Origin of the sequence: Methanorbis furvi (genome assembly GCF_032714615.1) — an archaeon.
Taxonomy (GTDB): domain Archaea; phylum Halobacteriota; class Methanomicrobia; order Methanomicrobiales; family Methanocorpusculaceae; genus Methanocorpusculum; species Methanocorpusculum furvi.
Genome location: NZ_JAWDKA010000003.1, coordinates 43,692 through 68,433, shown reverse-complemented (window position 1 = coordinate 68,433; position 24,742 = coordinate 43,692). Strand labels below are relative to the sequence as shown.

Sequence of the window (24,742 nt, the reverse complement as noted above, 5' to 3'; positions counted from 1 at the left end):
AATCAAAAACGCTAAACGCCCAAGTCGGAATTCGAATCCGAGTCGATGCCGTGACAGGGCATCATGATAGGCCACTACACTACTTGGGCACAGTTATTCGTTTTTGATTGCGTCATTGAAAATGGTCCCGACTCCCGGATTCGAACCGGGGACATCGCGGTAGCCGCGCAGTACGCCCGCAGGCGTGATTCTTACTACAGCCGCGCACTCTACCATCTGAGTTAAGTCGGGATGACTGCTCTACATAGAATGATGTTTTCAAATATAAATATGACGGTTTTTCGGCGTTGTGTTTTTAATCCCAAGCCGCTCCTAATTTTTTGCGGACGGCTCAGAAATAACGCCTGTGGCAGTTCAGAAATACATATGATACGACCATATTTTCCGCACGGTATTTTTTAGTAGAAACCAAATCCTTAATAGATTGGATAGTGAGATTACATCCATAATTAGGGGGAGAATCGAATTGGGAGAATCATACTATATCGGGGGTAAACTAACCTCCAGTCCAAACACCATACCGGTGTTGTTTCCCTACACCGGCGAGGTATTCGCCGAGGTAGACATTGCAGGAACAGAAGATCAGGCGCGGGCCGCCGACTCTGCAACAGCCGGATTTTCTGAAACCCGGCTCATCCCTGCATACAAACGTGCGGAAATTCTTCAGCGCATTGCGGATCTGATCGAAAAAAACCGTGACAGATTTGTGGAAATACTGATTCATGAATCGGGAAAACCGTTCCGTCAGGCACATATGGAAGTGACCCGGGCCGCGGACGTAATGCGGCTGTCGGCCGAAGAAGCAGTCAGAGTCAACGGAGAGATACTCACGCTGGACAGTGCCGCTACCGGTGAAGGATATGTCGGCTACTACTCCCGCGTCCCTTCCGGTCCGATCCTGTGCATCACCCCGTTCAACTATCCATTGAACCTTGCCTGCCACAAAATCGGGCCGGCAATAGCTGCCGGATGCTCATTTGTTCTGAAACCCTCATCAAAAACACCAATGTCTGCACTGCTGCTTGGAAAGCTGGTCCTCGAAGCCGGATACCCTCCCGCCGCAGTCAACGTCGTTCCCTGTTTTGGAGACAACAGCGAAACACTTGTCCGTGACCCGCGCTTCACCGTACTCTCCTTCACCGGAAGTCCGGCTGTTGGATGGAGACTCAAAGAAATCTTCCCCGGCAGACGCATCGGTCTTGAACTCGGAGGCAACGCCCCTGCCGTGATCCACAAAGACGCAGACCTTGATTACGCAGCACGGCGGATTGCCGAAGGAGCAGTGGTAAACGCAGGCCAGAGCTGCATCAGCGTCCAGCGTGTCTATATTCACAATGCCGTGTACGACGAATGCCTGAAAAAAATTATGGCCCACATGCGTTCCTTCGTAGTCGGAGACCCCCGCAACCCGGAGACCGATATCGGCTCTATGATCTCTGAAGAGGAGGCGCGGCGTGCAGGAGAAAAAGTACGGCAGGCGGTAATGCGCGGAGCACGTCTGCTTCTTGGCGGCATCAGGGAAGGATCGGTGATGCATCCGACCATCCTCGAACGCCCCTCCTCTGACATGGGCATCTACTCAAGCGAAGCATTCTCTCCGGTCATCACCGTGGACCAGTACTCAGACATCGACGAGGCCATACAAATGATGAACGAATCACGGTATGGTCTGCAGGGATGCATCTTCACCAACTCAATAGACATATTACAGAAACTCTCAGTTGTCTCTGAATGCGGAACACTGGTCGTCAACGACTATCCCTCATACCGGTCTGATGCAATGCCGTACGGCGGAACGAAACTCTCGGGAATCGGTCGTGAAGGTCCAAAGTATCTGATTGAGGAGTTCATGGAACGAAAACTGATTGTGGTCAAACAGTTTGCCTCGATCACATGACAGATACCGAATTTGCCATCATCGGATGTCCGAAGTGCAGGAGGATGCAGGTAGCAAGTCTCTTGCATGCAACCAAAACCTGCGCATGCGGATACAAAATCGATCTCTCCAAGGCAAAACTCCTCCGTGTATGCGAATCTGCGGACGAGGCAGGGGAACTGCTTCGCTCCTTTGCCGCACCAAAAAACTCCGGGTTTGTATCAGCCTCAACGATTGGAACGTGTTCTGCATCAGAGTTTATTACAGAAAAAAAGAACGACTGAGATGTTCAGTCGAGCGGGATTGCTTCAAGGGTTGAAGCAAGCTCCCAGATTCTGGTACGTGCATAGACCGGCATGTTGGGGTCATTGCTGATCTCGTCGATTTTGGATAAGGCATCAGCTGCACGAAGGCCGGTGCTTTTTTTGTCGTCAAGCAGTACGGTTTTTGTTTCTTCTGCGACGCGGCGGATGTTGCGCGGAATAGTATTGTCCTCGCCAATAGCCTGTAGCATCATTACACACTGTTTAATCATATCTTCCGGACTTGCCATGTTGAAAAATCCCTCCTGAAGCTGTTGCTTCCCGGCAGAACCGGGTTCATACCCCGAAACTAATCATTAGGTTAGTCCTTACAGGGTGATAAAGGATGCTATCTATATGTGGTGTGCAGGCTAATAGTAATGAGTATGAACTGCGGTGCGCGAAAACCTGACGACATCATGGCCGAGTATCTCCTCGGCGGTGCAAAGATGCTGGCTGAGCTCTGTCCAAAATGCGGAGCGCCGATGTTTGAGGTGAAAGGAAAGCGGATGTGCGTGGTCTGTGCCGAGGCTGAAAAGAGCCCTGTGCAGACCGCAACCGCTGCGTCTGAACCAAAAGTAGCTGATACCCTGCGTGTTATTACGCCGAAGTATGCAGCGGCTCCGGCAAAGTCTGTTCCGGTGTCTGAGGATATTCCATCAAGGCTTGATGCGCTGATTCTTCAGTTCTGTGCCCGCGCCGAAGGTGAACCTGATCCGTCGCGCTGCCTGTCGTATATGGAGTGCATCAGAACTGCTGCTGAAGCAAGGGTTATGCTGAACCGCTGAATATGATAATCGTTAATGAGCATCCGCGCTCAAATGGTAGGTACATGAAGGTTATCGGTGTTGTCGGTTACCCTGCAAGCGGCAAAGGGGAGTTTTCACAGATCGCAGCAGAGCTTGGTATTCCGGTTGTGGTGATGGGCGATATGATCCGGCGCCGCGTTGCTGCTGCCGGTCTCCCTCTTACCGATGAGAACATTGGTTTTGAGGCACGGCAGCTCAGGGCAGATCTCGGTATGGATGCGGTTGCAATTCTGACCGCTGAGGAGGTTGCCCGGCAGTCTGGGGATGTTGTGGTGATCGATGGTATCCGCGGTGATGCGGAGGTCAGATACTTTGCTTCGGTGTTTGCAGAGTTTACGCTTGTTGCGGTCATTGCTTCGTTTGAGACGCGGCTGTTTCGGATGCAGTCGCGGGGCCGCAGTGATGATACGACGACGGTTGAGAGTCTTGCAGCCCGCGATGCACGGGAGAATTCGTTTGGTCTTACCGCTGCGATGGGTCTTGCTGAGGTTCATATCTTCAATGAGTCTACAAAGGATGTGTATGAGGCGCTGGTGCGAAAATTCTTGGCGGAGGAGTCATGAAGATTTATTTTGCGTCGTCGCGTCTTGCGCTGAAAAATCCTGAGACCTGGGTTGCGGGTATTGCTGATGCGGGGTTTGACGGATGGGAGATCTCTATGGACGGCTGGTTCCACGGAGTTGAGGATATTGCAAAACAGTTCCCGGGAATCAGGAGGGTGCTTGCGGATACCGGTCTTGAGTCTTCGGTTCATCTGCCGTTTTCCGGTCTGAATCCAGCTTCGTTAAATGAGGATATCTGGGGTACGACGGTTGATCAGCTTTCGGCATGCGTCAGTTCAGCGGCTGAGTTTTCTGATATGGTGACTCTGCACCCGGGATATCTTGAGCCGAACGGGCGGGAGGCAACGTCTGTTGCATGGAATAATCACAAAGAGGCTCTGGTGCGGCTGAGTGATGCGGCAAAGGATGCGGGCGTAGTTTTGTGTCTTGAGAATATGCCTAATCTTGAGGATTTTTACTGCCGCGATCCGTATGAGCTGGCAGGGTTTGCAGATGCTGTGCCTGGTATTTCCCTGACGTTTGATGTGGGGCATGCGAACACGAATCAGAATCTGGATGCGTTCTGCAAGTTGATTCTGCCGCGTGCGCGTCATATGCATATTCATGATAATTATGGGAAGTATGATGAGCACTTGGCGCTTGGGAAGGGTTCGATCGACTGGAAGAAGGTTCTGCCAAGGATCAAGGCTGATTATCACGGAAAAATTATGGTGGTTGAGGGGAGGAATCCTGCGGAAGGGAAGGTCAGTCTTGATATGCTGCGGGAGTGGTTCTGAATGGCCGGCGGCGAGACGCTGTTTGTGCATTTTCTTGGGACTGCGGGTGCTCTTCCGACGCCGAATCGGAATCCGTCGTGTGTTATGATCCGCCGCGGTTCGGATATGCTGTTATTTGACTGCGGGGAGGGTGCGCAGCAGCAGATGATGCGGGCGAAGACGGGTTTTACGGTGAGTGCAATTTTTGTGACGCACTGGCATGCGGATCATTATCTTGGGATTTTTGGTCTGGTGGAGACGATGTCTTTTAACGGCCGTACTGAGCCTCTGACGATTTATGGTCCGCGGGGTGTGGATGCGTTTGTGGAGATTATTCATCAGCTGACGCCGAAGATGTCGTTTGTTTTGACTGGTGTTGAGGTTTCTGATGGTGATGTGACGCTGTTTGACGGGTATTCGGTGATGGCGTTTAAGACGTATCACGGGATTGAGAGTGTCGGGTATGTGCTTGAGGAGGATATGCGGCCCGGACGGTTTGATCGTGAGGGTGCTGTTGCTCTTGGTGTTCCTCCAGGCCCGCTGTTCGGGAGGCTTCAGCGGGGTGAGACGGTGCGGATTGTCCGTGATGGTGTTGAGCGTGTTGTGACGCCTGATCAGGTGATGGGCAGTCTCAGGCGCGGCCGGAAGGTTGTGTATACTGGGGATACGCGGCCGGTGAAAAACCGTAATGATCTGCTGGAGGGGGCGGATCTTCTGATTCATGAGGCGACGTTTGATGAGGAGGAGGGGTCTGCCCGGGCGAAGGAGGTCTGGCATTCAACGGCGCGGGAGGCGGGTCTTGTTGCTGCGGAGGTGAGGCCGAAGATTTTGGCGCTGGTGCATTTCAGTTCCCGGTATACGTCGGCGGCGAATCATGTGCATGATGCGCATGAGTTTTTCGATGGTGAGGTGATCGCTCCGTTTGATCTGGCGGTGGTTGAGATTCCATTTTCGGATGATTGATTGCGGGGCGAGATGTTTCTCTTTTTTTTTGGTTTTGCTGTGATACTGCGGAATAATTTTGTGAGGAGTTATGCGGTGTGAAATAGCACAGGGAAAAGAAATTATCTTTATTTGGTTTTATTTGGAGTAACCACGGAAAACACAGACCACACGGAATACCACGGAAAAATGTGATGCCACAAAAAGATTTAGTAAGTTTCGTCTTGGAAATTTTTCAAAAAAAAATTGTCGCAGAAATATTTTCAGAGTGTCGCTGAAGTAGAGAACACGAATTACACGAATCGCATGCCTTCGGCATGCTGTGCTCGCCTACCGGCTCGCCCACGACATAATTTTGAACCTCTTTCCTCCTCCCTTCCTCGCTAATTGCTCGTCAGGGTGTCGGAGCTAATAAGATGCAACGAAAAACTGTATTTGATCGACGAGCGATTAGCGAGGAGAAAATATGTTATACATTTCAAATATCGGCGAGCCGGTAGGCGAGCCAAGCAGGCCGCGAAGCGGCGTGCGATTCGTGTAATTCGTGTTTTATTCTCATCGTCCAATTGATTTTTTTCCAAATAACTGCGGGAGTATATATTACCACATGAAAATATTTCATCACGATATTTCAGAAAAAAATTCACTAAATCTTTTTGTGAGAGTACAGCAGTTTCGCGGGAAACCCTAAGGAAATTGGCATTTCAAAACGATGATCCACTACCCATACTCATACTCTTAGGCTTTCCGTGTTTTCTGGCGTCGCAGGCGTTCTCCGTGTTTTTTCCGTGGTATTCCGTCTGGTCTGTGTTTTCCGTGGTTACTCCAAACGAAGCAAAGGATAGATAAATCGCAAACAATGAAGCTCACATCGCGGAAGCCCTCTTTGAAGTAATCACGTACAAAAATAACCTCTTCTTTATGCAATTTCACATGGCGAAACTCATTTTAAAAAAATCAGATTAATTTTCACCGGTTTCGGCCGGGCACTCAGCAGTTTGCGCTGCGCTGAATGGTGTATGATGAAGACGCAGCGGATGTGTTAGATGTTTTGTACTGTTTCATCCGAGTGATTTGGCTACTGTGTGAGTGCGGGAATGCCGCCGGAGGCAGTGTTGTGCTGTCTTGAGTGGTTTTTTGTTGGAGATGATGCGGATGGCTCGCATACGCTTGTCCCGGTATCGGCAGACAATTCCGTGAAGTGTGCTGTTTGGTGATGGCGGGTATACGTGTATACCCGTTTTCCGGACAGGAATCAGATGATAATGTTCCGGACCATTTTTCCTTGCGGGATTTGTCTAATGCCGCCGGAGCAGCGATTTCACTGTTGAAGTGATAAATTTGAAAATCTGCGGTTGGTTCTATCTCATTATTCCCAGTTACCACTCAACCGAATACAAAGTACCAAAAAGAAAGAGAGTGGTTACTCTCTTCTTCTGAGCAACACTCCGGCCGCAACCAATCCGGCAAGCATGCCGAATAATGGTGCGGGAGCCTGCGTCATGGTCGGCGAGATGCCGGCGGGCGCTGTCGTCGCGGATGGTGTCGCTTCTTGCGTTGCTGACGCTGTCTGCATCACCGACGAGCTTTGCGTGGTCTGTGCGGATGCTGCCTGCGTTGCTACGGCATTGGTGGTCCCCGAGCCTTGGGAGATCCACTTTGCATAGAGTGTCGTGTCGCCGGGAATTGCATCCTCGGCAAAGACCCATGCAATGGTGCCTGCTTCATCCTTGTACCAGCCGGCGAAGGTGTAGCCGTCGCGTTCTGGATCAGTGGGTTTTGTGATGCGGTCACCATAAGAGAGACCGGTTGCCGGCTGCACGAAGCTGCCGCCTTTGGAGTCGAAGAGGACGCGGAAGGCGTTCTCCATGTTGCCGTCAGAGGTGCTGTAGACTGGTGGTGCCGGCTGATATGTCGGCACCGTTGTTATCGGTTGGGTGGAGGCTGCGACAGCGATGGTGGAAAATCCACTCGTTTTCACGATGAAGGTGTAGGAGGTAGCATCGCTTGACCCTCTGGTTACCGCCAGCGGCCCTTCCATCGAACCATCTGATTTTATGTGGAATCCTACAATTCTATCCAGACCAACACGGTCAGCCCATACCCTCGGAACTTTGAAGCTGACTTCCACGTAACCGCCGTTTGTAATATTTCTGTTGATAGCACTGACATCGCCGGTTGCAGTAATCATTGCAGCAACTGCATATCCCTTTCCGGCTATCTGTGATGCTTTCGTTTCATTGAATGCCGGGCTGATGGTTGGCAGATTTGCAGTATCAACCGCTGTGAGGGTGATGTTGAGCTGATATTCGGTATTTCCTACTGAAGCTGGAGATTCGGCGGGAGATTCCTGGTAAACAGCTTTGATCTCGGCAGTTGCGGGGACAGTGAGAGCACCAGTACCTGGATCTCTACTCACTCCGGTGCCGGAAATCTGAATGACTGCGGTACTTGTGGTTGCATTACCGATGGTTGCGGTGGTATCGGTAATGGAGGTATCACCCGATGAAGTTGGAGTGAGAACAGTATTTCCTTGTATATCAGTGGTTGGTGTGACCGAGGGAACTTCGGGAACTGCCGGTTCGACGTTGCTCGTCCATGTGATACCACTTACCGTGAATGTGGTAACATCAGTGCTGTTTTCTGCCTTTTTACCGGTAATCGTAGCAAAGTTGTTGTATGATACGGTGCCGGTTACGGTAATGGATTTTGCACCGTCATTCCCGTCGGCATAGATGAGGTAGGTTCCTTTCTTGACAGTGTTGTTCTGGATATCAACATTCACCGTGAAGGCTGTATCGTCGTTTTTCATTAGAGGATTAATGTAGAGAACGCTGCCATAGCCGCCGAGTGCTGTGTTATTCGTGGTTGTTCTGTTTGCATTGTTCAGGGTGAACGTGTTGTTGGTGATGACAGCCTCGATGGATGTTCTTGTTGAGGTGTCAAGGCTGACACCGGAGTTTCGGGTGGTTTCGTCTTTCGACCATGTGCTCGTTATGACGTTGTTGGTAACCGTGAGTTTTTCCGATGTGTCGCCTGTTAAGCGAACAGCAACACTGCCGCTGGATGTTTTGCCGTCTTTTTTCAGCCCCTTCAATGCTGTTCCCGGAGTCAGTTTGTTGTTGGTGATTGTAGCATTATTTCCGGAAACTACGATACACTGGCTGCTGCTGGTGGTAGAGTTACCATTGAAGATCTCAGTTCCTGAGACGACGGAATCAGCACCATTGAGACGGACTGCGGCGAAGGAATCATCAAGATTTATATTACTGAAATCAATTTTGCTGTTCAGAAGTTTGCCATTAACTCCAGAGAATTGGATAACACCATTTGAGTTTGCTCCGGCAGTACCGTCAATTGCGGTCACATACATGTTTGTCAGGGTAACCGAAGTTCCTTTAATCTGAATCGGGTTTTTTAGTGGTGATTTTGATAATGTAATCTGTACTCCTGCGCCTTTGTTGCCGTCAAAGGTGACCCCTGATATAGAGGAAGGTATATCCATACTGCCGAGCGTGATACTGTCCATCAGCTTGTAATTGCCGCTTTGGCTGATCGTCAGGTTATAACCGCTGGTGTTGTCACCGCCCCACTTGAAGGTCGGTGTGGCACCGGCACTCGTCAGATTCACCCCGCGATAGAGCAGGTTGTTGCCTGTTTTATCCTTAATGGAAATGCCATCGGTGATGTTTGTGGTGTCACCGGAGTTCTGAATGGTAATAGCACTCAGAGTGTTGTTGTTCATCTTGAAATTACCGCCGGAGATGGCCACCATCTTCAGGGCTGAACCTGCCTGATACCCTTTATCTTTATCCCAACTCGATCCCTCATAAAATGCGGACTGGTCCGTACTTGTGAAATTACCGCCGGTGATAGTGATGTTCACATTCTTTGCATAACCATGATTTGTGGTAACACTCAGAGCAGCACCAGTTGGTTCAGACCCATTACTGTCGGAGATAGCAGGATCAGCGAACAATCCATTTCCGGTAAACTCTCCTCCGGAAATATACCATTTGCCTGACTTGATGCCAAGTGCCTCACCACCGATGATCGTTCCACCAGTGATGGTCCAGTTTGCAAATCCTGCTCCATAGACAGCAGCTCCGTTGTATTTTGCCGCCCCAAGTGATTGGGATGCAACGGCATTGTAACCAATGATCTTTGCTCCATCATGAATTCGAATCTCCGGAATGTTCCCACTGGGAACAGTGTTCCCCGAACCTTGAACATTGCCGTTAACGGTTAATCCTCCGCTTCCGTAGGCATTCTTCAAAGAAGATGCAGTCTGATTGCCTCTCAGGATGCCGTACACATCCAATTCGATACCATAGGCAGCCTTGATACCATTATTACCAATACCAACGGCCCAAGCATATCCTTCAACGATGGCATCAGGGCCTATGGTAACAACAGAGTGCTTGTTGGCATTTGAACTGGATGATCCTTCAATATCGATAGTATAACCATGAACTACCGCCTTGTTCGTCGTATTCTCAATTTTTTTCACTGTTCCTTTATCTAAATTCAGAACACCCTGTTTCACGACAATCGCAGTCCAGCTGCTTTCAATGGAACCAAGGGTATTGGATGAAGAATCAGTGATCGTCAGATTACCACCTCCAAGAGTGATGATGGCACCTGTATCTCTAGTACTACCCCACATGGTAGTATTGAACAACCTACTACCATTCAGATCCAAGGTGACAGGTTTATTCGAGTCACTCAGATTGAGTGATGTGTTTAGAGCATTGATATTCTGAACCAATTTAACTGAGTACCCTGCTGTGAGATTAGCATACAACTCATCCCAATTTTTAACATCAACAGGCTCATCCGCACTAACAGCTCCCACTGTCAGCACACACACAAGCAGAAGAGCCGCAATCGCAAGGCAAAGCCTTGCTCCGCTCCTTCTTTCAGAAGTCGCAACCGCGATCACACCACCGCGTGCAAGGACTTCCGCCCGCTTTTTGGGACTTTCCGTCCCGCATTTACGTAAAAGCATTAAATTCCTCCTCAGGATGAGCAAACCACGTGTGAACAGCACAAACACACATACTTGAAACATTAAATCCTAAGATAATGGTATGTTATTTTTTATCTGATATGAATCTATCTTTGATTATAACTCGAATAACTCATGAAATTCATTATATATCGCCCCATTCACTGCACGAAACCTAATCTGTGTCCAATATATTTGTATGTCGGTATTTTTTTGAAATATTTCAGCCGAAAATATCGGATGAATCTCCAAGGAAACCAAAAATAAACCTCAAATCAATAATTCAATTGTTCTCTGGGCAGTTCTCCTCATATCTTAGGATGCAACACCTAATTTTCCCCTCGCGCGAACACTAAAATACTATCGTCGCATCTATTATTATAATTGAATTTTAATGCAGATTGCTGCATCAAACACGAAAATACAAGAAAATCACACCTGATTTTTGTTCAAAACCTTAAAATCACATAACGGAAAATAAGAGAATCGGCTCAAAGAAAACACCCTATCTTTGGCCACCGGTGCATAACCACCATGCACCAAAAACCAACCGCCGGACCAACCGCAAAACAGCAACCTCTCCCCCTCCAAAAACCACCGGCATACAACTTGCGACTTACGACTCAGGAGAAAAATCGTATGAGAATCGCACTCATCGGACAACTGTCGATGAAGATCAGGGATAAAAAAACTCCCGAAATTATTTTTTACCAAAACCATTTCCCGCTCAACCATGATTACCGAGTCCCGAAGGGATGAGCGACCCTGTTTGCAGGGGAGCAGAGCAAACCATAGGTTTGCGATGGATGCCGAGCCGATACATTTGTGTGGGGCCGCAGGCTTTTGGCCTGCAGCTCCCACATTACAAATGTGTCGGGGCGGTTAGTGTATCTTCGTCCCCGGCGCAACATCGCGGAGCGGAACAAGCAGTGACGCCGACTCGCCCGCGGCGAACAGCATACCATTACTCTCCTCTCCCCGGAACTTTGCCGGCTTTAAATTCACAATCACAATGATCTTTTTCCCGACCATCTCCTCAGGCGTATACTCCAGAGCAATACTCGAAACAATCTGGCGGACCTCGGTTCCCACATCCACCTGCAGCCTCAGCAGTTTCTCCGTCTTTGGCACCTTTTCAGCCTTCACCACCAGACCCACACGAAGATCCAGCTTTGCCACATCATCGATACTTACAATCTCCTCTGAAAACGGTTCAATCTCAACTTTCTCTGCATCAATCATACTCTTACCTGCTGCCTTATTCTGTGCCTCAACAGCCCGCTTTGCAAGCGTAGCCTCAAGATCCTCGCGCTGCTTGTCCTCAATCCTTGCAAACAGCGGACTAATATCTCCCAGTGTCTTGTTCTCAAACGGTACCAGAGCATCCGCAATCGGATGGCTCTCAACCTCATCCGCATAACCGAGCATCGCCCACAGCTTCTGTGCCGAATCCGGCATCACCGGCTGAATCAGCAGTGCGCATGCCTTCACAATCTGCAGACAGTTCTTCAGAATCACCGCCGCTGCCGCCGGATCCTCCTTTACCAGCTTCCACGGAGCAGCATTCGAGATATAGCTGTTACCGTATCCTGCAAGAAGCAAAATCCCGTCAACCGCAGCCTTAAACTCATACGCCCGCACCGACTCCTCGACTGACGCAAGCGTCTTTGCAATCTCATCAAAGATCTCCTGCGCAACCGAAACATCCGGTACATCACCGAATTTCGTTTTAACAAGCGTCATACTCCGGTTTGCAAAGTTGCCGAAGGTGTTGACCAGCTCATTATTGATCCGTGCCTGAAACTCCTTCCACGAAAAGTCCAGCTCGCGGGTGTGGCTCGTGTAGGCAAGCAGATAATACCTGAGATAATCTGCCGGAAGGCCCTTCTCCAGATAATCCTCCTGCGTCCAGACCACATACCCGCGTGACTTGGAGAACTTCTGGCCGTCAATCGTTACCATACCGCTCGCAACAACTGCGGACGGCGGCTGGTATCCTGCGCCGTGCAGCATTGCAGGCCAGAACACGCAGTGGTGGTAGATGATATCTGAACCGATGAAGTGCACGCGGTCGCCCTCGCACCAGTACTTCTGCCAGCTGCCTCCGGTGGCAGCTGCCCACTCCTCGGTAAAGGAGATGTAGCCGATCGGAGCGTCCACCCATACATAGCAGACGAGGCCTTCGGCATTCTGCGACGGGAACTTTACGCCCCAGTCCATCATACGGGTGATGCACCAGTCTTTCAGCTCGTTTTCCACCCAGCCGATCGCATAGTTGCGGGCGTTGATGGTTCCTTCGAGTGTCGGGAGGTACTCGATGAGATAGTCTCTGAACTCGCTGAGTTTGAAGTAGTAGTGCTTCTGTTCGCGAAGCTCTGCTTTGGTTCCGCAGGTGGCACAGACCGGATCAAGGATTTCTCCGGGTTCCAGATGTCTGCCGCAGCCCTGGTCGCACTCGTCGCCGCGTGCATGTTTGCCGCAGTAGGGGCAGGTGCCTTCCACATACCGGTCCGGCAGGAACCGCTTGCAGTTCGGGCAGTAGCTCTGCTGGATGGTCTTTTCATACACGTATCCCTTTTCGATCAGGGTTTTGAGGATGCTTGTAGTCCGGTTGTGGTTGGTCGGGTCGTCCGTCATGCCGAACCGGTCGAACCTGATTTCCATTGCTTTGAATACTTCGTCAAAGTGTGCATGGTAGTGTTCGGAGACGGCACGGGGTGTGGTGTGTTCCGCCTCTGCGGTGACGACGATCGGGGTTCCGTGGTTGTCGGATCCGCAGATGAAGACGATGTCGTCGCCAAGCCGCCGAAGGTAACGGACGTAAAAGTCGCCGGGAATGTAGGTCCTCAGGTGGCCAAGGTGGCACAGGCCGTTGGTATAGGGAAGACCGCAGGTGACGACTGTCGGCTTATTGGTCATAGTAGTTACTCATTTGGCGCGGAAATGGTATTAGGGTTTTTACCTTTCCAGTGTTTGGGTCGTTATTTCTGAGTCGCCCACGGAAAATCGGAACACACTGAACTCCACGAAAAAAACATCACGGAGTAGACGTGAACATCACAGAAATAAATTGTTTTAGAATTCCGTGCTGTTCACGTCTACTCCGTGATGTTTTTTTCTGCATATTTCCGTGTGCTCCGTTTTTCCGTGGGATGCAGGACTTAATGGCCAGCACGGCATTTGGAGCATGATTAAATACTTCAGTGACTTATCTGCTCATAAGTGAACTGCGTTGCGTGAACGATCATTTCCGGTACGAAGCCTCGGGTCTGCAAAGCCTTCCCCTCCTGCGGCCAATGAACTGGGGAAATGGATTCTGGATCATATGGGCAGAACCGTTGATCTGACTACTTGGGAGATAGAAACATCTCTTCGCGCCCAGCTGCCGCCGGTTACCCATCCTGCCTGCGGCGGAATGTTCTATCAAGGCCGCATCGATTCGGCACTGTCCAATATTTGTGATCAGACCATCACGGCAGAGTTTGATCTCATTCCAGATGACATCCTTGCCGACTGTTCAGTAGCCGGGAGGATCTCCCGCGGGTGCTGGTGGGCGATGCCCTCTCCTTCTGCACTGCATTATACCGATGCCTACTTCGGCGACGCTGATGATGCGTCCGCCGAACTCGCAGACGCAGTCACGGACCTCTGTCGTCTGATGCGTGATGCCGGCACCGCAGGCCATGTGCTCATCTATGATGACGCGCCCGATTATATTGATATGGAGCACTTCTCCGGCAGACGCTATCTCCGGTATGTGCCCGACGCCTATCTCTCTGATGTCCTGGAGGTTCAACGGGACCTCATCCTTTCCAAAGATGCCGTGCCAGGTCTTGAAGCACTCGCCGACTGTTATACCATCCGGCATGTCTGTGTGATCGACCCTGATGCAGAGGCCCTTACTGCGGTCTGCCGGCTGTTCGATCCTGAAGATGTTTTCATCGCAGGAACCGCGCCCGAGTCAGGGCAACAGGAGTACTGGAAAAATCTTGCCGACCTGCGGATACGGGTCGCGGATCTGTGATTCTGTCGCTGTGAGAGAAAAGGGGGTTTGCGGCATGCGGTTTTGTTTGGAGTAAACACGTGACGCATGCCTGTGGCCTGCTTACCGCTTCATACGCCGTTCCGTCGTGCTCACTGTTTCACAGCTTCGCGAAAATGCACAGAGCTTCACGGAAAAATGCACTCTCACAAAAAGATTTAGTTGGTTTTTTTCTGGAAAACGTAAGCGAGTAAGTGGTGAGTGTGGACGCACGAGAAAAAACCCACCGCAGATTTTCGCAGATTTCCAAATTTGCCAATCGCTGTTATCTTGCGTTCGGGCGGGACTCCGGCTAATCGCCTCCGTCAATTTCGCCCTCACTGGATAACAGCTGGCAAATTTTCATCGGTTTTTTGTTGGAGTGGTGAGTGTGGTTTTTCTCATCGTTCCCACTCACCCTCCACCCGTTCACATTTTCTAAAAAATGCAATATGTGTGAATCCTTCATTATTTTTTCTCATCGTTCCCACTCATCACTCAACAAAAAACCGATGAAATTTGCCAGCCATTATCCAGTGAGGGCGAAATGGACGGAGGCGATTAGCCGGAGTCCCGCCCGAACGCAAGATAATGGCGATTGGCAAATTTGGAAATCTGCGAAAATCTGCGGTTGGTTTATCTCGTGCATCCACACTCATCACTTACCCGCTTGCATTTTTTTCGTGTTGTTTTGTGTTTCAAAAAATTTCACCTCAGACCACCTATTCACCCTGCCATTTTTCACAACGACGACACCATCCATATCCACAGAATAAACACCGTCGCAGACACAATCGTCAGCGGGACCCCCACCCTGAAATACTGCCAGAAAGTCATCGTCTGGCCGCGCTTCTCCGCATTCTGAATAATAATCACCGAACTTGCCGCACCAAGAATCGTCAGTCCCCCTGACACCGTACTTCCCGCAGCAAGCGTCAGATACATCGACATCGGCGCCCCCGCAGCCTCCAGCACCGGCAGAACCAGCGCCACATACGGCACATTTGACACCAGCTGCGGCACCAAAAGGCTCACCACAAACAGCATCGGCATTGACGTCGTAAACGACTCAGGCAAAAGCGACTGAATCACCCCAGTGTTCCATACCGCAGCCATCAGAACAAACATCGACACAAAAAACACCAGCGTGCTCCAGTCAATACCCCGCACCAGCTCAACCCTTCTCCTTGAAAAAATAATCAGCGGCAGTGCGGCAGCAGCTGCGATCGTCACCATTGGAAGCTCGTAACCAAACATTGACGCAACCATCCGCAGACCGATAACTGCAAGCATAAGCACAAGCGACAGCTTCACCAGCCTCTCCAGCTTCAGATCCTCCGGCTCCTTTGCATCAGGACCAACCTTCAACAGCTCCTCACCATCCGGCAGCCGCCAGATCATCAGCCGGTAAAGGACATACAGACTCACCATCGCCGGAACGAACAGATAGACGAAAAAACTCACAAACGCATCAGGGACCCCTCCTGACATTGCTATCAGCAGCACCTGCGGGTTTCCGATCGGCGTCATCACACTGCCGAACGTCACCGACGCTGCAAGAGCCACCAGCATCCTTGTCACCGGAATCCCAAAATGCCTCGCACAGTATAACGCCACTGGCGTCCCGATAATTGCCGCCGTATCATTCATCAGAAACGCCGACGTTGCCGCCATCAGAAAAATAAACCACAGCATCACCTGACAACGGGTCTTCGCCTTTGAAAATACCGCAACCGATGTCGTGTGCAAAAGTCCGGACCGCTCCATAGCAACCCCCAGAACAAACACCCCGAACAAAAATATGATCAGCTGCACATTCACCGACGCAACCGCATCAGGAATACTGATCGATCCGGTCAAAAGTGCTGCAACAGCGCCGCCTGTCATCACCGCCCAGATGGGGAGCCTGACTCCTCCCACGCGGCGGACCACAATCAGCAAAAAAACAACTGCAAGAATTGCAACTGCAACCGGAAACATTCTCTCTTACCCGCGGGAAACACTCACCAGATCAATTGGTTTGTAATGCCCCCGATACATAGAATCATCCGATGTATTCAGAACTGCCGTGAATGAAACCCGCACACCATTGTCGAACTCCACAGGAACACCGGAGATCGGGATATAGGTTGTGCCGTCATCCCCGGAGATTACCGTGCCGCCTCCGAGAACCTCCACCGTTCCCGAGGCAGAAAACTCTTCGGTCTTTGGCATGCTCACATACCACACGCAGAGCACACAGGCGACCACAAGAATCACCCCGACAATCGTATTTTTCTTTGACATAAGCAGAAAAATCAGGATTTTGCCAGAATTATTTCAATACACGAAACGTTTGACGGACCATTGTCGGTTTCAACCTGATCAGTGGAGGTGGTTACACTCCGCTTGACCACATTCGGAAGAAACTGGCGGACCACAATCTCCGTCGTGTCCACTGCGCGAACAATGGCCTTGCCGCGTGCTTTTACAATCACCTCGGCGTTGTCGGCGTTGAACTGGGTCACCACGGCAAGCACGTAGTTCATCACCGGCTTGTTTCCAATCAGGACTATATTATCCATCTTCTATGTATAATGTATCAGTTAATCAGATATATTTCATCGCTTCCCATTTTGCAGAATATGGCATATCGGAAAAATTATGGAAATTATTTTGATTCTTCCAAATCTTTTTCAGAAATATTTCTTGGTATGCAGCAGCTCTGCATTCAGGACCGATGCGCCGGCAGCGCCGCGGATGGTGTTGTGACCCATTGCCACGAATCTGATGCCGTCACGGACGCGCCCGACAGAGACTGTCATGCCGTTGCCGCGGTTTCTGTCAAGGCGCGGCTGCGGTCTGTCTGTCTGTTCAAGGTACTGGACGGTTTTTGCCGGCTGGGTGGGGAGGCCGGAGAACGGCGGTTGCCAGGACTTGAATGCTTCAACAACTTCGGCAGGAGTTGCTGCGAGGTCGATCCAGACGTTGAGTGTGTGGCCGTCGATTACTGCGACGCGGTTGCAGGATGCGGACACGGTAAACGGGGCGTCGGTTATTTTTGCGCCGTTAAATGTTCCGAGAATTTTGTTTGCTTCGCGTGCGATTTTTTCTTCTTCAGATCCGATGTACGGGATGACGTTGTCGTAGATGCCAAATGCGGGGACTCCGTCAAAGCCTGCGCCGGAGATTGCCTGAAGGGTTGCCACCTGTATGCTTTTGAAGGGGAACTGCATCAGCGGTGCGAGTGCGGTTGCAAGCATGATTGTTGAGCAGTTCGGGTTGGTGACAATGAATCCGTCGCGGTTGTGATTCTTTTTCTGGATGTCAATCAGTGCGGCATGTTCCGGGTTGACTTCTGCAATCATCAGCGGGACGTCTGTTGCCATGCGGTGAGAGCTTGCGTTGCTGAAGACGCCAACACCTGCGTCTGCGATTTCAGACTCAAGTGTGGTTGCAATCTCTGCCGGCAGTGCGGAAAAGACGATGTCACAGTCTTTTACTGCGTCAACTGTCGTCGGAGAGACGACGAGGTCGTTTACCGAGTCAGGGAAGGGAGAGTCAAGCCGCCAGTTGACCACTGAGCCGTAGGTTTTTCCGGCTGACCGGTCCGATGCCGTCAGTGTCGTCAGGGAAAACCACGGATGGTCTGCCAGAAGCTGCACGAAGCGCTGACCAACTGCGCCTGTGGCTCCAAGGATACCAACATTAACCATGGGATATTGATATGCTTTGCCGACTATTGATGCTTTGCTTCGCTTCGGACTTTGCTCCAAAAATCTGGGGGAATCTGCGATGTATGAAAAAATAATTTTCGAGCGAAATCTGTGGTTTTGCTTGGAAGAGGAGTTCTGCGGTGTGGCCTCGTTTGTGGTTACTCAAGTAAAACCAAAACCTACTCCCCAAACATCTCCGCCTCCCTCTCATCAGAAACATCAACCTCCAAGACCCCCGCATCATGCGAGAAGTACACACATGCGAGCGGCCGCACCGAAAACAGCCGCTCCACCGCAGCTGCATACAAAGAAACCTGTCTTTGATACCGCGCAAGCGTCTCTTCGTCCGTTGCACTCATCCTGCCAGATTTGTAATCGATCACCCGCAGACTTCCATCCCTATATCTGACAAGCCGGTCGATAACTCCGGTAAACTCTCTACCCGCAATTTCCACTGAAAACGGCAGCTCGCAGAACTCCTCAGATACATTCTGCATAAGTGCAGACTGCAAAAACTGTGCATACGCATCCCTGATCTGTTTCTCAACAGAAGCATCCAGCCGGTACTTTCTGCACAGCATCGACGCATCCTGCCCCTGAAACACACCATGTAAAACAGTACCGTAGAGAGCTTTAGGTGTTGCTGGCTCGTCTGCATCCGTGCGATTCATTGCTGTTGCAGAAGCTGGCCGCCTTCTTCGCCTTACAACCTCCTCCTCCTCAGGCGCCGCATACGAATACGCCGCAGGAGGGGCAGGACAACAGACATCCCTGCACTCCTCCGCTTGATACGCAGTTCCCGAAGTCACGGAGATTTCAATCTCCATCTCATCAACAGAAATCGTAAATGACTGCACCTCCTCTTTGGGAAGCAGGTACTCAGACAACCACTCCGCCCTGCTGTTTTCCCGCGGGAAACTCTTCTCTTTCACGTACGACAAAACCAGATGATCCTTCGCCCGCGTCATTGCAACATAGAACAACCGTTTCCGTTCGGCGATCTCTTTTGCTCTCCGCATCTCCTTGGTAAACATCCGCACAAACGTATCCGCAGGTCTCTCCCCCTCGCCGTGCATCCGTATCGAAAGCCCGACCCCGAACATTTTATCAAGCACCAGTCCGGTACCGGTCGGGGATGTGTTTCTGTCAAGATTTGCCAGGACCACCACCGGAAACTCAAGACCCTTTGAAGCATGGACCGTCATAATCCGTACCGCATCTCCATCCAAAAGATCAACCTGCGCCTCGCTCTCGCTGACCTCCTCCTCTGCACCGGTCGCAAGCATCCGCACAAACTCAGGGAGCGGCAGCGACCGTTTCCGGGTCTGAGTCCTGGCAAGCCCGATCAGTTTCTCAAGATTTGCAAGAATAAATCTGCCGTCCGGCATCCCTCCATACACCGCATACATTCCTGCCTCGCGGAAAACCCGCCGCAAAAATTCAGGTACCGCTTCTTGCATCGAAAAACTCTGCCACCGGCGAATCTGTATCATTGCCCTGGCAATTTGCGACTCAGGATGTTCCTTTGCATACCTGCTGACCCTGCCGTAGTAACTGCCGCCGCCGGTGATACAGAGCTCTGCATCCGAGATTCCAAAGTACGGAGAGCGGAGCACGCCGTAGATCGCAATGTCGTCACCCATTCCGGTAACCACCGACAAAAGCAGCATTATATCAGTGATCTCCTGTGACCGGTAAAATCCCTGACTCTTGTAGATGCTGTAAGGAACTCCTGCCTCCCGCAGGGCATGCTCGATCAAAGCCTGCGTGTTTCTTGTCTCCAAAAGAATTGCCACATCCCCAAACCGCGCAGGCCGCAGCTCGCTTCCGTCGCGAACCAACACGCCGGATCTGATCATCTCCAGAATTTTTGCTGAGATCATCCGTGCTTCAAGAACTCTTGGCGGCGCTGAGTCGTCAGGAATCGTCTCAAGAATCTGCACCGTCCCCGTGTCGCAGGCACGCGGCGGAGACACTTTGATTGGATCATACCCAACATCCCATGCCTCTGCGGATTTTGCAAACAGTTTTGCAAACAGATAGTTCACGACACCAAGAATCTCCTTTGTGCTGCGGAAACTTACGTTGAGTGCAATCGGCTCTGTATTGCAGGCGGCGGAGATCTTCTCCTGCATCGCGTTTACCTCGCAGATGTCTGCGTTGCGGAACGCATAGATCGACTGTTTTGGATCTCCGACTAAAAACACCGAGTCGTTGGACGGATCAAGAGAGCCGACAATCCGCCAGATAAGAGCGGACTGCGCAGGATCGGTGTCCTGCACCTCGTCCACCAGAATGTATGAATATCGTTTCCTCAGTACTTTTTGCACCTGTTCATTTCTGGTGAGCTCCCCTGCAAGCCTGATCAGATCCTCAAAGTCAAGAGCATTTCTCTGCTGTTTTTCCCGCTGATACCTTGCATACACCTCGCCTGTCACGCGGCCGAGAGCTGCAATAACGTTCACACTTTCTTCGGTGAACGAGTCTCCTTCTCTTGGAAGGTGTGACCAGCCGTCCGGGAATGTGTCGCAGGCTTTTCTCAGAGTCACAAACGAGTCGCGGAACCTGATGAGATCGTCGCCGAACTCTTTTTTGCTGCCGAGAGTTTTTCCGGTTTTTGTCCCGTTCGCTGCCTTGATCGCTGCGACCGCCGCACAAAACTGATCTTCATCCGCGTCAATGTTCAGATAATTCAGCGCATCGCAAATCTCTCTGAGATATTTTCCTCCGGTGTCGTCAGCCCTGCCGTAACTTTTGGCGAGAGTTTTCAGTTCACTGATCGATTTTTTTGTGGAAGGGTCAGCGAAAAAAATTTCCTGCTTGTGTCTGATGGCCTCACTCATCAGTTTCCGCCACTCATTGATGCAGAATTTTTTTTCGTCAGCATTTGTTGGGAAAAATTTTCTGAACTCAACATACTGCGGCAAAAGTTCTGCGACAATTTTCTCCGGTGCTGCAACATCAGTGAACAGCAGCGCCGCATCATCATACAAAAACTCCGGTGGCCGCATCAGAACATTTCTGATGGAGGTTGTGGTCATCACCTGCTTTTCCATCTCATCCAAAATCTCAAACCCTGGATCAATCTCTGCGTCGAGAGCAAACTCCCGCAGAACCGCGGCACAGAATCCGTGAAAGGTGGTGATCGATGCGCGGAAAAACTCGTCAAGAATTTCTGTCCAGAACAAATACTCTTCCGTTTTCCCTGCGGTCTCTGCAAGACCGCGGATATCGGACTCAATCCTCTCCCGCATCTCTGCCGCAGCTTTTTCGGTAAACGTCAGCGCCAAAATATCTGAAACACTTGCCGACCCTGTTGTTTCCCGAAGGTAAGAGAGCAGCACCTGATAGCGTCTGCTCAACAGAAATGTTTTGCCGGTCCCCGCTCCCGCAGTTACGCAGAGACTTTTTCCGATAGAAAGCGCCTCTTTTTGTCGTTTGGTCAGTTCCACCATTGTCTACTCTTCACCTCCGCCGAGTGATCTGAGTTCGGTAAATCTGCAGATGAACCTCTCCTTGCAAAAGGAGCATTCGGTTTTGTTGTAGACCGGTGCACAGACTCCTCTTTGCATTCCGTTTCGGTATGCTGCGGCGAACTCAAGTGCGAGCGAAACATAATAGTCGCCTGAATCCTTCAGCGGATAGGTTTCCAAGACCGATTTTGCCGATATCTGATAGTAACTGCCGCCTGCCTGCCGCAAATCCGGTCTGAGATGTCTGATTGCGGCGAGGTACAAGGGGAGCTGAAGGGATTTTCCTGTTTTGATATCACCAGCTGTTTTCACCTTGCCGGTTTTGTAATCGGTCACCACAAACTCGCTGCCCCGCACTCCGATCCGGTCAACCCTTCCTTCCAGCCTGAGTTCATCACCGTTTGGCAGAGGTATGCCTGGTCCATCCTCCATCGAAAATGAAAACTCCAGCATCTCTTTGGGTGTGAGGTATCCTGAGTTTGCAGCGTCAATTTCTCTGTCGATAACTTCAACGAGCCTTCCCGGATATCTGGGAGTTCCTATGTATCGGTCTTTCAGGCTCTGCCATCTCGGGGTTGCAAGGCCGGCCTGATCAAACTCTTCTGCGGCAATTCTCATAAGATCCGCGGTTGCAGACTCGCGGGTCTCTTTTGTCGGCGGAAAAAACTGCGACTCTGCAATCATCCGGTACATGGTTTTGTGAATGACCACTCCCAGTTCAGGAGTATCGTCACCCTTTGGATCAGGGTGAGCTGCGAGTCGCAGGTGGAGCTCTGTATACCAGCGGAAGGGACATGCGGCGTACCGCTCAAGTTCGGTTACCGAGAAACAGACCGAGCTTCTGTACCGGTCGGTAAACTGGTCATCACTAAATACTGCGTCGTACTCTGTTGTCGGCGCTCCGGCACGGCTGACAACCTCGACTCCGGTCCTTCGTGCGGCGTCGATCAGGTCCGGCAGCCGGCTTGTGTCCAGATCCGTTTCCCAGCTGTTTTCTGCCATTAGTTTTCCTGCATGCATCGACAGCCATGCATTTGAATGCCGCAGCTCTTTTGTTTCCCATGCAGCGTCCGGCAGGTCAAACATTTTCAGCCATGCGGACGGAATTTTTGCTTTGCCTTCGTCTGTTGTTGGTGCGGAGAGGTAGAGGGATTTTTCTGCGGTGAGCAGTGCTGACAAAAATGCGTACCGCTCTTCACGGAGCGTTTCTTCATAAGTCTGGGTCTTTGCTTCCAGAGTTTCTGCCATCGTCAGAAACGGCAGCCGCGGATGCACGCGGGGGAGAACGTCGGCGGTGAGTCCTGCAAGGAACACGTGCGGAATTTTCTGATGAACGGTCTCGCGGAATCCGTAAATTTTCACGCATTCTTCACTTTCAGCGGGTGATGAAGGGGTGGTTTGTGCGGACTTGACAAAGGAAAACAGCATCGAGTAAAATTTTCCGGCAGATATTTTTTCGCTGCGGATGAGAGTTTCTGCATAGTCAATTGATAGAAGTACTTCTTCAAAACTTTTCACTGCCGAAGCATTCGTTTCAGCCTCGTTCCTCTCTTTTCCGGGGAACTCAAGCTGTGCAAGCACCTTTCGAAGTTCTTCGATATACTCTTCTGCGGTTTTTTTTCCGTCGTTCAAGGGAGCGAGGAGAGCAAAAATCCGCTCAAGTTTTTCTTTGATTGCATCTATTTTTGCTGCCTTTGCCGCAAGCTCTGCTTTTTCCGGCGCAGGAGTGTCAAAATCCTCCATTTTTCGATTCAGCCGGCTTTTCAGTTTTTCCGGATATGTCAGCCACTGGTGTTTTCCGCCGGTGATCTCTGCTGCCTGAGATAGCCAGAGCAGGTCGCGGGATGAGATGGTGTTTTCCTTCCAGAAAAAGTGCGGGTAGGAAAAGAGTGTTGTCATCTCTTCAGTTTGGTAGTTTCCGATCACGGTTTTCAGCAGGGAAAACACCGCGGCTACTGCGGGAGACCGGAACAGGGGGTAGCCGATAGAGCTTTCAAATTTCAGTGTGCTGCCCCCCGCAGAAAAATCCGGGAACAGTTCTCCGGCAAGTTCTGCATAGAGCGGCACTTCAGGCGTGAGGATTGCGATGTCTCCGGGGCTGACTCCTGTTTCCATTAAGCGGCATATCTCTTCTGCGATTGCCGAGAGTTCAGCCGACCTGCTTGAAAACACACCGATCTTTTTGATCGGGAGGTTTGGCGACAGGGAGAGTTTCTGAAATACTGTTTCTGCGAACTCGTGGTGTTCGCTCTCTTCGAGATTTTTTCGCACAGGAAATATTTTGGTGTTTTCTGCATGGGGAACAAACTCCACTCCGTTTTGCGCGCATGCTTTTACTGCATTCAGGAGATCTGTTTCCAGCTCTTTTGGTGCATAGTGGCCAAACAGTACTGCATATTTTATTGAGAATTTTCCGTCGCGCACAGCGTCTGCTGCGAGTTCAAGGGTGCGGACTGCATCCGCTGCCAGTTTCTGTTTCAGGAATGTTTCGTACTCCTCAAACACCGAGGCGATGGCCGCAAGTTTTTCATTTCCTTTCGGGAGCTGCGCGCGCCGGTAGCGGAGGGTGTTGTAGAGGGTGACGAGGTTTTCTACTGCTGCAAGTCCGGTCTTTTTCTCAGGAAATATGTTGAGCATCCGCTGATTTTTTCCAATGATTTCAGAAAATATCAGTGTCTGTTCGATCGATGAAAGGATTCTGATGTTTGGATAAACTGCGGCCGAAACGGTTTTTGCAAACTCAGGAATGGTTGTGATGCGGGATGGTATGCAGGATCCGTTTTCTTGTATGATCTGGTTTTTTGTTGTTTCTGCGAGCCGGTTTACCGGCAAAATCATCCATGCGTTTGCCGGATCTGCTTTTTGTTCGCAAAGGTATGCTGCGATAAGGTCGTCTGGTATGGTTTTCGGCAGACCGTAGCGATTCGGAGCAAACATTATTGATTTAGTTGGACGGCAGAATACGATAAATGTGTTCCAATTGAAAAGAAGGGGTGGCAGTTGTTTCGGATGGTCTGCTGTTTTTTTGCGGATGAAACTGCGACGAACGGCAAGGTGTATTCGTCAATAAACGAGTTTTCACACGACAATGACACGTCCGCAAACTTCATAAGGTATTACGTTGAGAATACTATTGTTGGGCGGGAGAAAGAAGGGGAGTTCTATCTCATGCCTTAACACTTGTTTTTTTTCTTACCTTGTTGGAATGTTGCTTGTGCTTCTGTTCCGTGCATTCCGTGGTTACTCCAAACAGAGTCATCCGTCTAAAAATCATACCGCGGAACTCCTAAAAAAAAGT

At 50.6% G+C, this 24,742-nt stretch carries 17 protein-coding genes and 2 tRNA genes; 7 read left to right on the top strand and 12 right to left on the bottom strand.

All coding sequences use genetic code 11. The annotated features are described in order from the left end of the window. Positions 1 to 16: 16 nt before the first annotated feature. Both McpAg1_RS03070 and McpAg1_RS03065 read right to left on the bottom strand, forming a co-directional pair. A tRNA-Asp gene (locus McpAg1_RS03070) sits at positions 17 to 89 on the bottom strand. A gap of 33 nt (positions 90 to 122) precedes the next feature. Then, positions 123 to 231, bottom strand: a tRNA-Tyr gene (locus McpAg1_RS03065). A gap of 235 nt (positions 232 to 466) precedes the next feature. Here McpAg1_RS03065 and McpAg1_RS03060 point away from each other — a divergent pair. Together McpAg1_RS03060 and McpAg1_RS03055 are read left to right on the top strand one after the other, a co-directional pair. Further along, a complete protein-coding gene (locus McpAg1_RS03060; RefSeq protein WP_338093828.1) occupies positions 467 to 1,897 on the top strand; it encodes an aldehyde dehydrogenase family protein in 1,431 nt (476 codons plus the stop codon). Next, positions 1,894 to 2,160 carry a DUF1922 domain-containing protein gene (locus tag McpAg1_RS03055; protein ID WP_338093827.1) on the top strand — a complete coding sequence of 89 codons (267 nt, stop codon included), beginning with the start codon at positions 1,894 to 1,896 and terminating at the stop codon, positions 2,158 to 2,160. Before McpAg1_RS03060 ends, McpAg1_RS03055 begins: the two co-directional genes overlap by 4 nt. Before the next feature lie 5 nt (positions 2,161 to 2,165). Here McpAg1_RS03055 and McpAg1_RS03050 read toward each other — a convergent pair whose 3' ends face one another. Beyond that, entirely contained in the window at positions 2,166 to 2,429 is a 264-nt protein-coding gene (locus McpAg1_RS03050) for a stationary phase-response protein (protein ID WP_338093826.1), read from the bottom strand. Between the two features lie 135 nt (positions 2,430 to 2,564). On the opposite strand from McpAg1_RS03050, the gene McpAg1_RS03045 reads away from it, so the two are divergent. The 4 genes from McpAg1_RS03045 to McpAg1_RS03030 are packed head-to-tail and all read left to right on the top strand — an operon-like array spanning position 2,565 to position 5,268. Beyond that, positions 2,565 to 2,966 (top strand): Sjogren's syndrome/scleroderma autoantigen 1 family protein, encoded by a 402-nt coding sequence (locus McpAg1_RS03045; RefSeq protein ID WP_338093825.1) that lies wholly within the window; start codon positions 2,565 to 2,567, stop codon positions 2,964 to 2,966. A gap of 2 nt (positions 2,967 to 2,968) precedes the next feature. Continuing rightward, complete coding sequence (locus McpAg1_RS03040) at positions 2,969 to 3,550, top strand: AAA family ATPase (protein ID WP_338093824.1); 582 nt, start codon at positions 2,969 to 2,971, stop codon at positions 3,548 to 3,550. Beyond that, the gene (locus McpAg1_RS03035; RefSeq protein ID WP_338093823.1) at positions 3,547 to 4,326 is read left to right on the top strand and encodes a sugar phosphate isomerase/epimerase family protein; all 780 of its coding nucleotides are present in this window, start codon (positions 3,547 to 3,549) and stop codon (positions 4,324 to 4,326) included. The genes McpAg1_RS03040 and McpAg1_RS03035 overlap by 4 nt, the downstream gene beginning before the upstream one ends. Next, positions 4,327 to 5,268, top strand: coding sequence for a ribonuclease Z (locus tag McpAg1_RS03030; protein WP_338093822.1), 942 nt, complete (start codon positions 4,327 to 4,329; stop codon positions 5,266 to 5,268). Between the two features lie 1,402 nt (positions 5,269 to 6,670). On the opposite strand, the gene McpAg1_RS03025 is transcribed toward McpAg1_RS03030, so the two are convergent. From McpAg1_RS03025 to metG, 3 genes are all read right to left on the bottom strand, one after another. Beyond that, a complete protein-coding gene (locus McpAg1_RS03025) occupies positions 6,671 to 10,255 on the bottom strand; it encodes an InlB B-repeat-containing protein (protein ID WP_338093821.1) in 3,585 nt (1,194 codons plus the stop codon). 432 nt (positions 10,256 to 10,687) lie between these two features. Next, positions 10,688 to 10,990 (bottom strand): hypothetical protein, encoded by a 303-nt coding sequence (locus McpAg1_RS03020; RefSeq protein WP_338093820.1) that lies wholly within the window; start codon positions 10,988 to 10,990, stop codon positions 10,688 to 10,690. Positions 10,991 to 11,137: 147 nt separating this feature from the next. After that, positions 11,138 to 13,174 carry a methionine--tRNA ligase gene (metG, locus tag McpAg1_RS03015; RefSeq protein WP_338093819.1) on the bottom strand — a complete coding sequence of 679 codons (2,037 nt, stop codon included), beginning with the start codon at positions 13,172 to 13,174 and terminating at the stop codon, positions 11,138 to 11,140. 313 nt (positions 13,175 to 13,487) lie between these two features. Between metG and McpAg1_RS03010 the strand changes: the two genes are divergently transcribed. After that, positions 13,488 to 14,279, top strand: a complete 792-nt coding sequence (locus tag McpAg1_RS03010; protein WP_338093818.1) for a hypothetical protein — start codon at positions 13,488 to 13,490, stop codon at positions 14,277 to 14,279. A gap of 738 nt (positions 14,280 to 15,017) precedes the next feature. Here the strand turns inward: McpAg1_RS03010 and McpAg1_RS03005 are convergent. The 6 genes from McpAg1_RS03005 to McpAg1_RS02980 all read right to left on the bottom strand — a co-directional run bounded on the left by McpAg1_RS03005 (position 15,018) and on the right by McpAg1_RS02980 (position 24,381). Beyond that, positions 15,018 to 16,256 carry an ArsB/NhaD family transporter gene (locus tag McpAg1_RS03005; protein WP_338093817.1) on the bottom strand — a complete coding sequence of 413 codons (1,239 nt, stop codon included), beginning with the start codon at positions 16,254 to 16,256 and terminating at the stop codon, positions 15,018 to 15,020. A 6-nt stretch (positions 16,257 to 16,262) separates the two neighbouring features. Next, entirely contained in the window at positions 16,263 to 16,562 is a 300-nt protein-coding gene (locus tag McpAg1_RS03000) for a hypothetical protein (RefSeq protein ID WP_338093816.1), read from the bottom strand. An 11-nt stretch (positions 16,563 to 16,573) separates the two neighbouring features. After that, positions 16,574 to 16,840, bottom strand: coding sequence for a DNA-binding protein Alba (gene albA / locus McpAg1_RS02995; RefSeq protein ID WP_338093815.1), 267 nt, complete (start codon positions 16,838 to 16,840; stop codon positions 16,574 to 16,576). Between the two features lie 111 nt (positions 16,841 to 16,951). Next, on the bottom strand, positions 16,952 to 17,971 hold the full coding sequence (asd, locus tag McpAg1_RS02990; protein ID WP_338093814.1) for an aspartate-semialdehyde dehydrogenase: 1,020 nt from the start codon (positions 17,969 to 17,971) through the stop codon (positions 16,952 to 16,954). A 179-nt stretch (positions 17,972 to 18,150) separates the two neighbouring features. Beyond that, positions 18,151 to 21,426 (bottom strand): UvrD-helicase domain-containing protein, encoded by a 3,276-nt coding sequence (locus McpAg1_RS02985; protein ID WP_338093813.1) that lies wholly within the window; start codon positions 21,424 to 21,426, stop codon positions 18,151 to 18,153. 3 nt (positions 21,427 to 21,429) lie between these two features. Further along, on the bottom strand, positions 21,430 to 24,381 hold the full coding sequence (locus McpAg1_RS02980; protein WP_338093812.1) for a PD-(D/E)XK nuclease family protein: 2,952 nt from the start codon (positions 24,379 to 24,381) through the stop codon (positions 21,430 to 21,432). Positions 24,382 to 24,742: the final 361 nt, after the last annotated feature.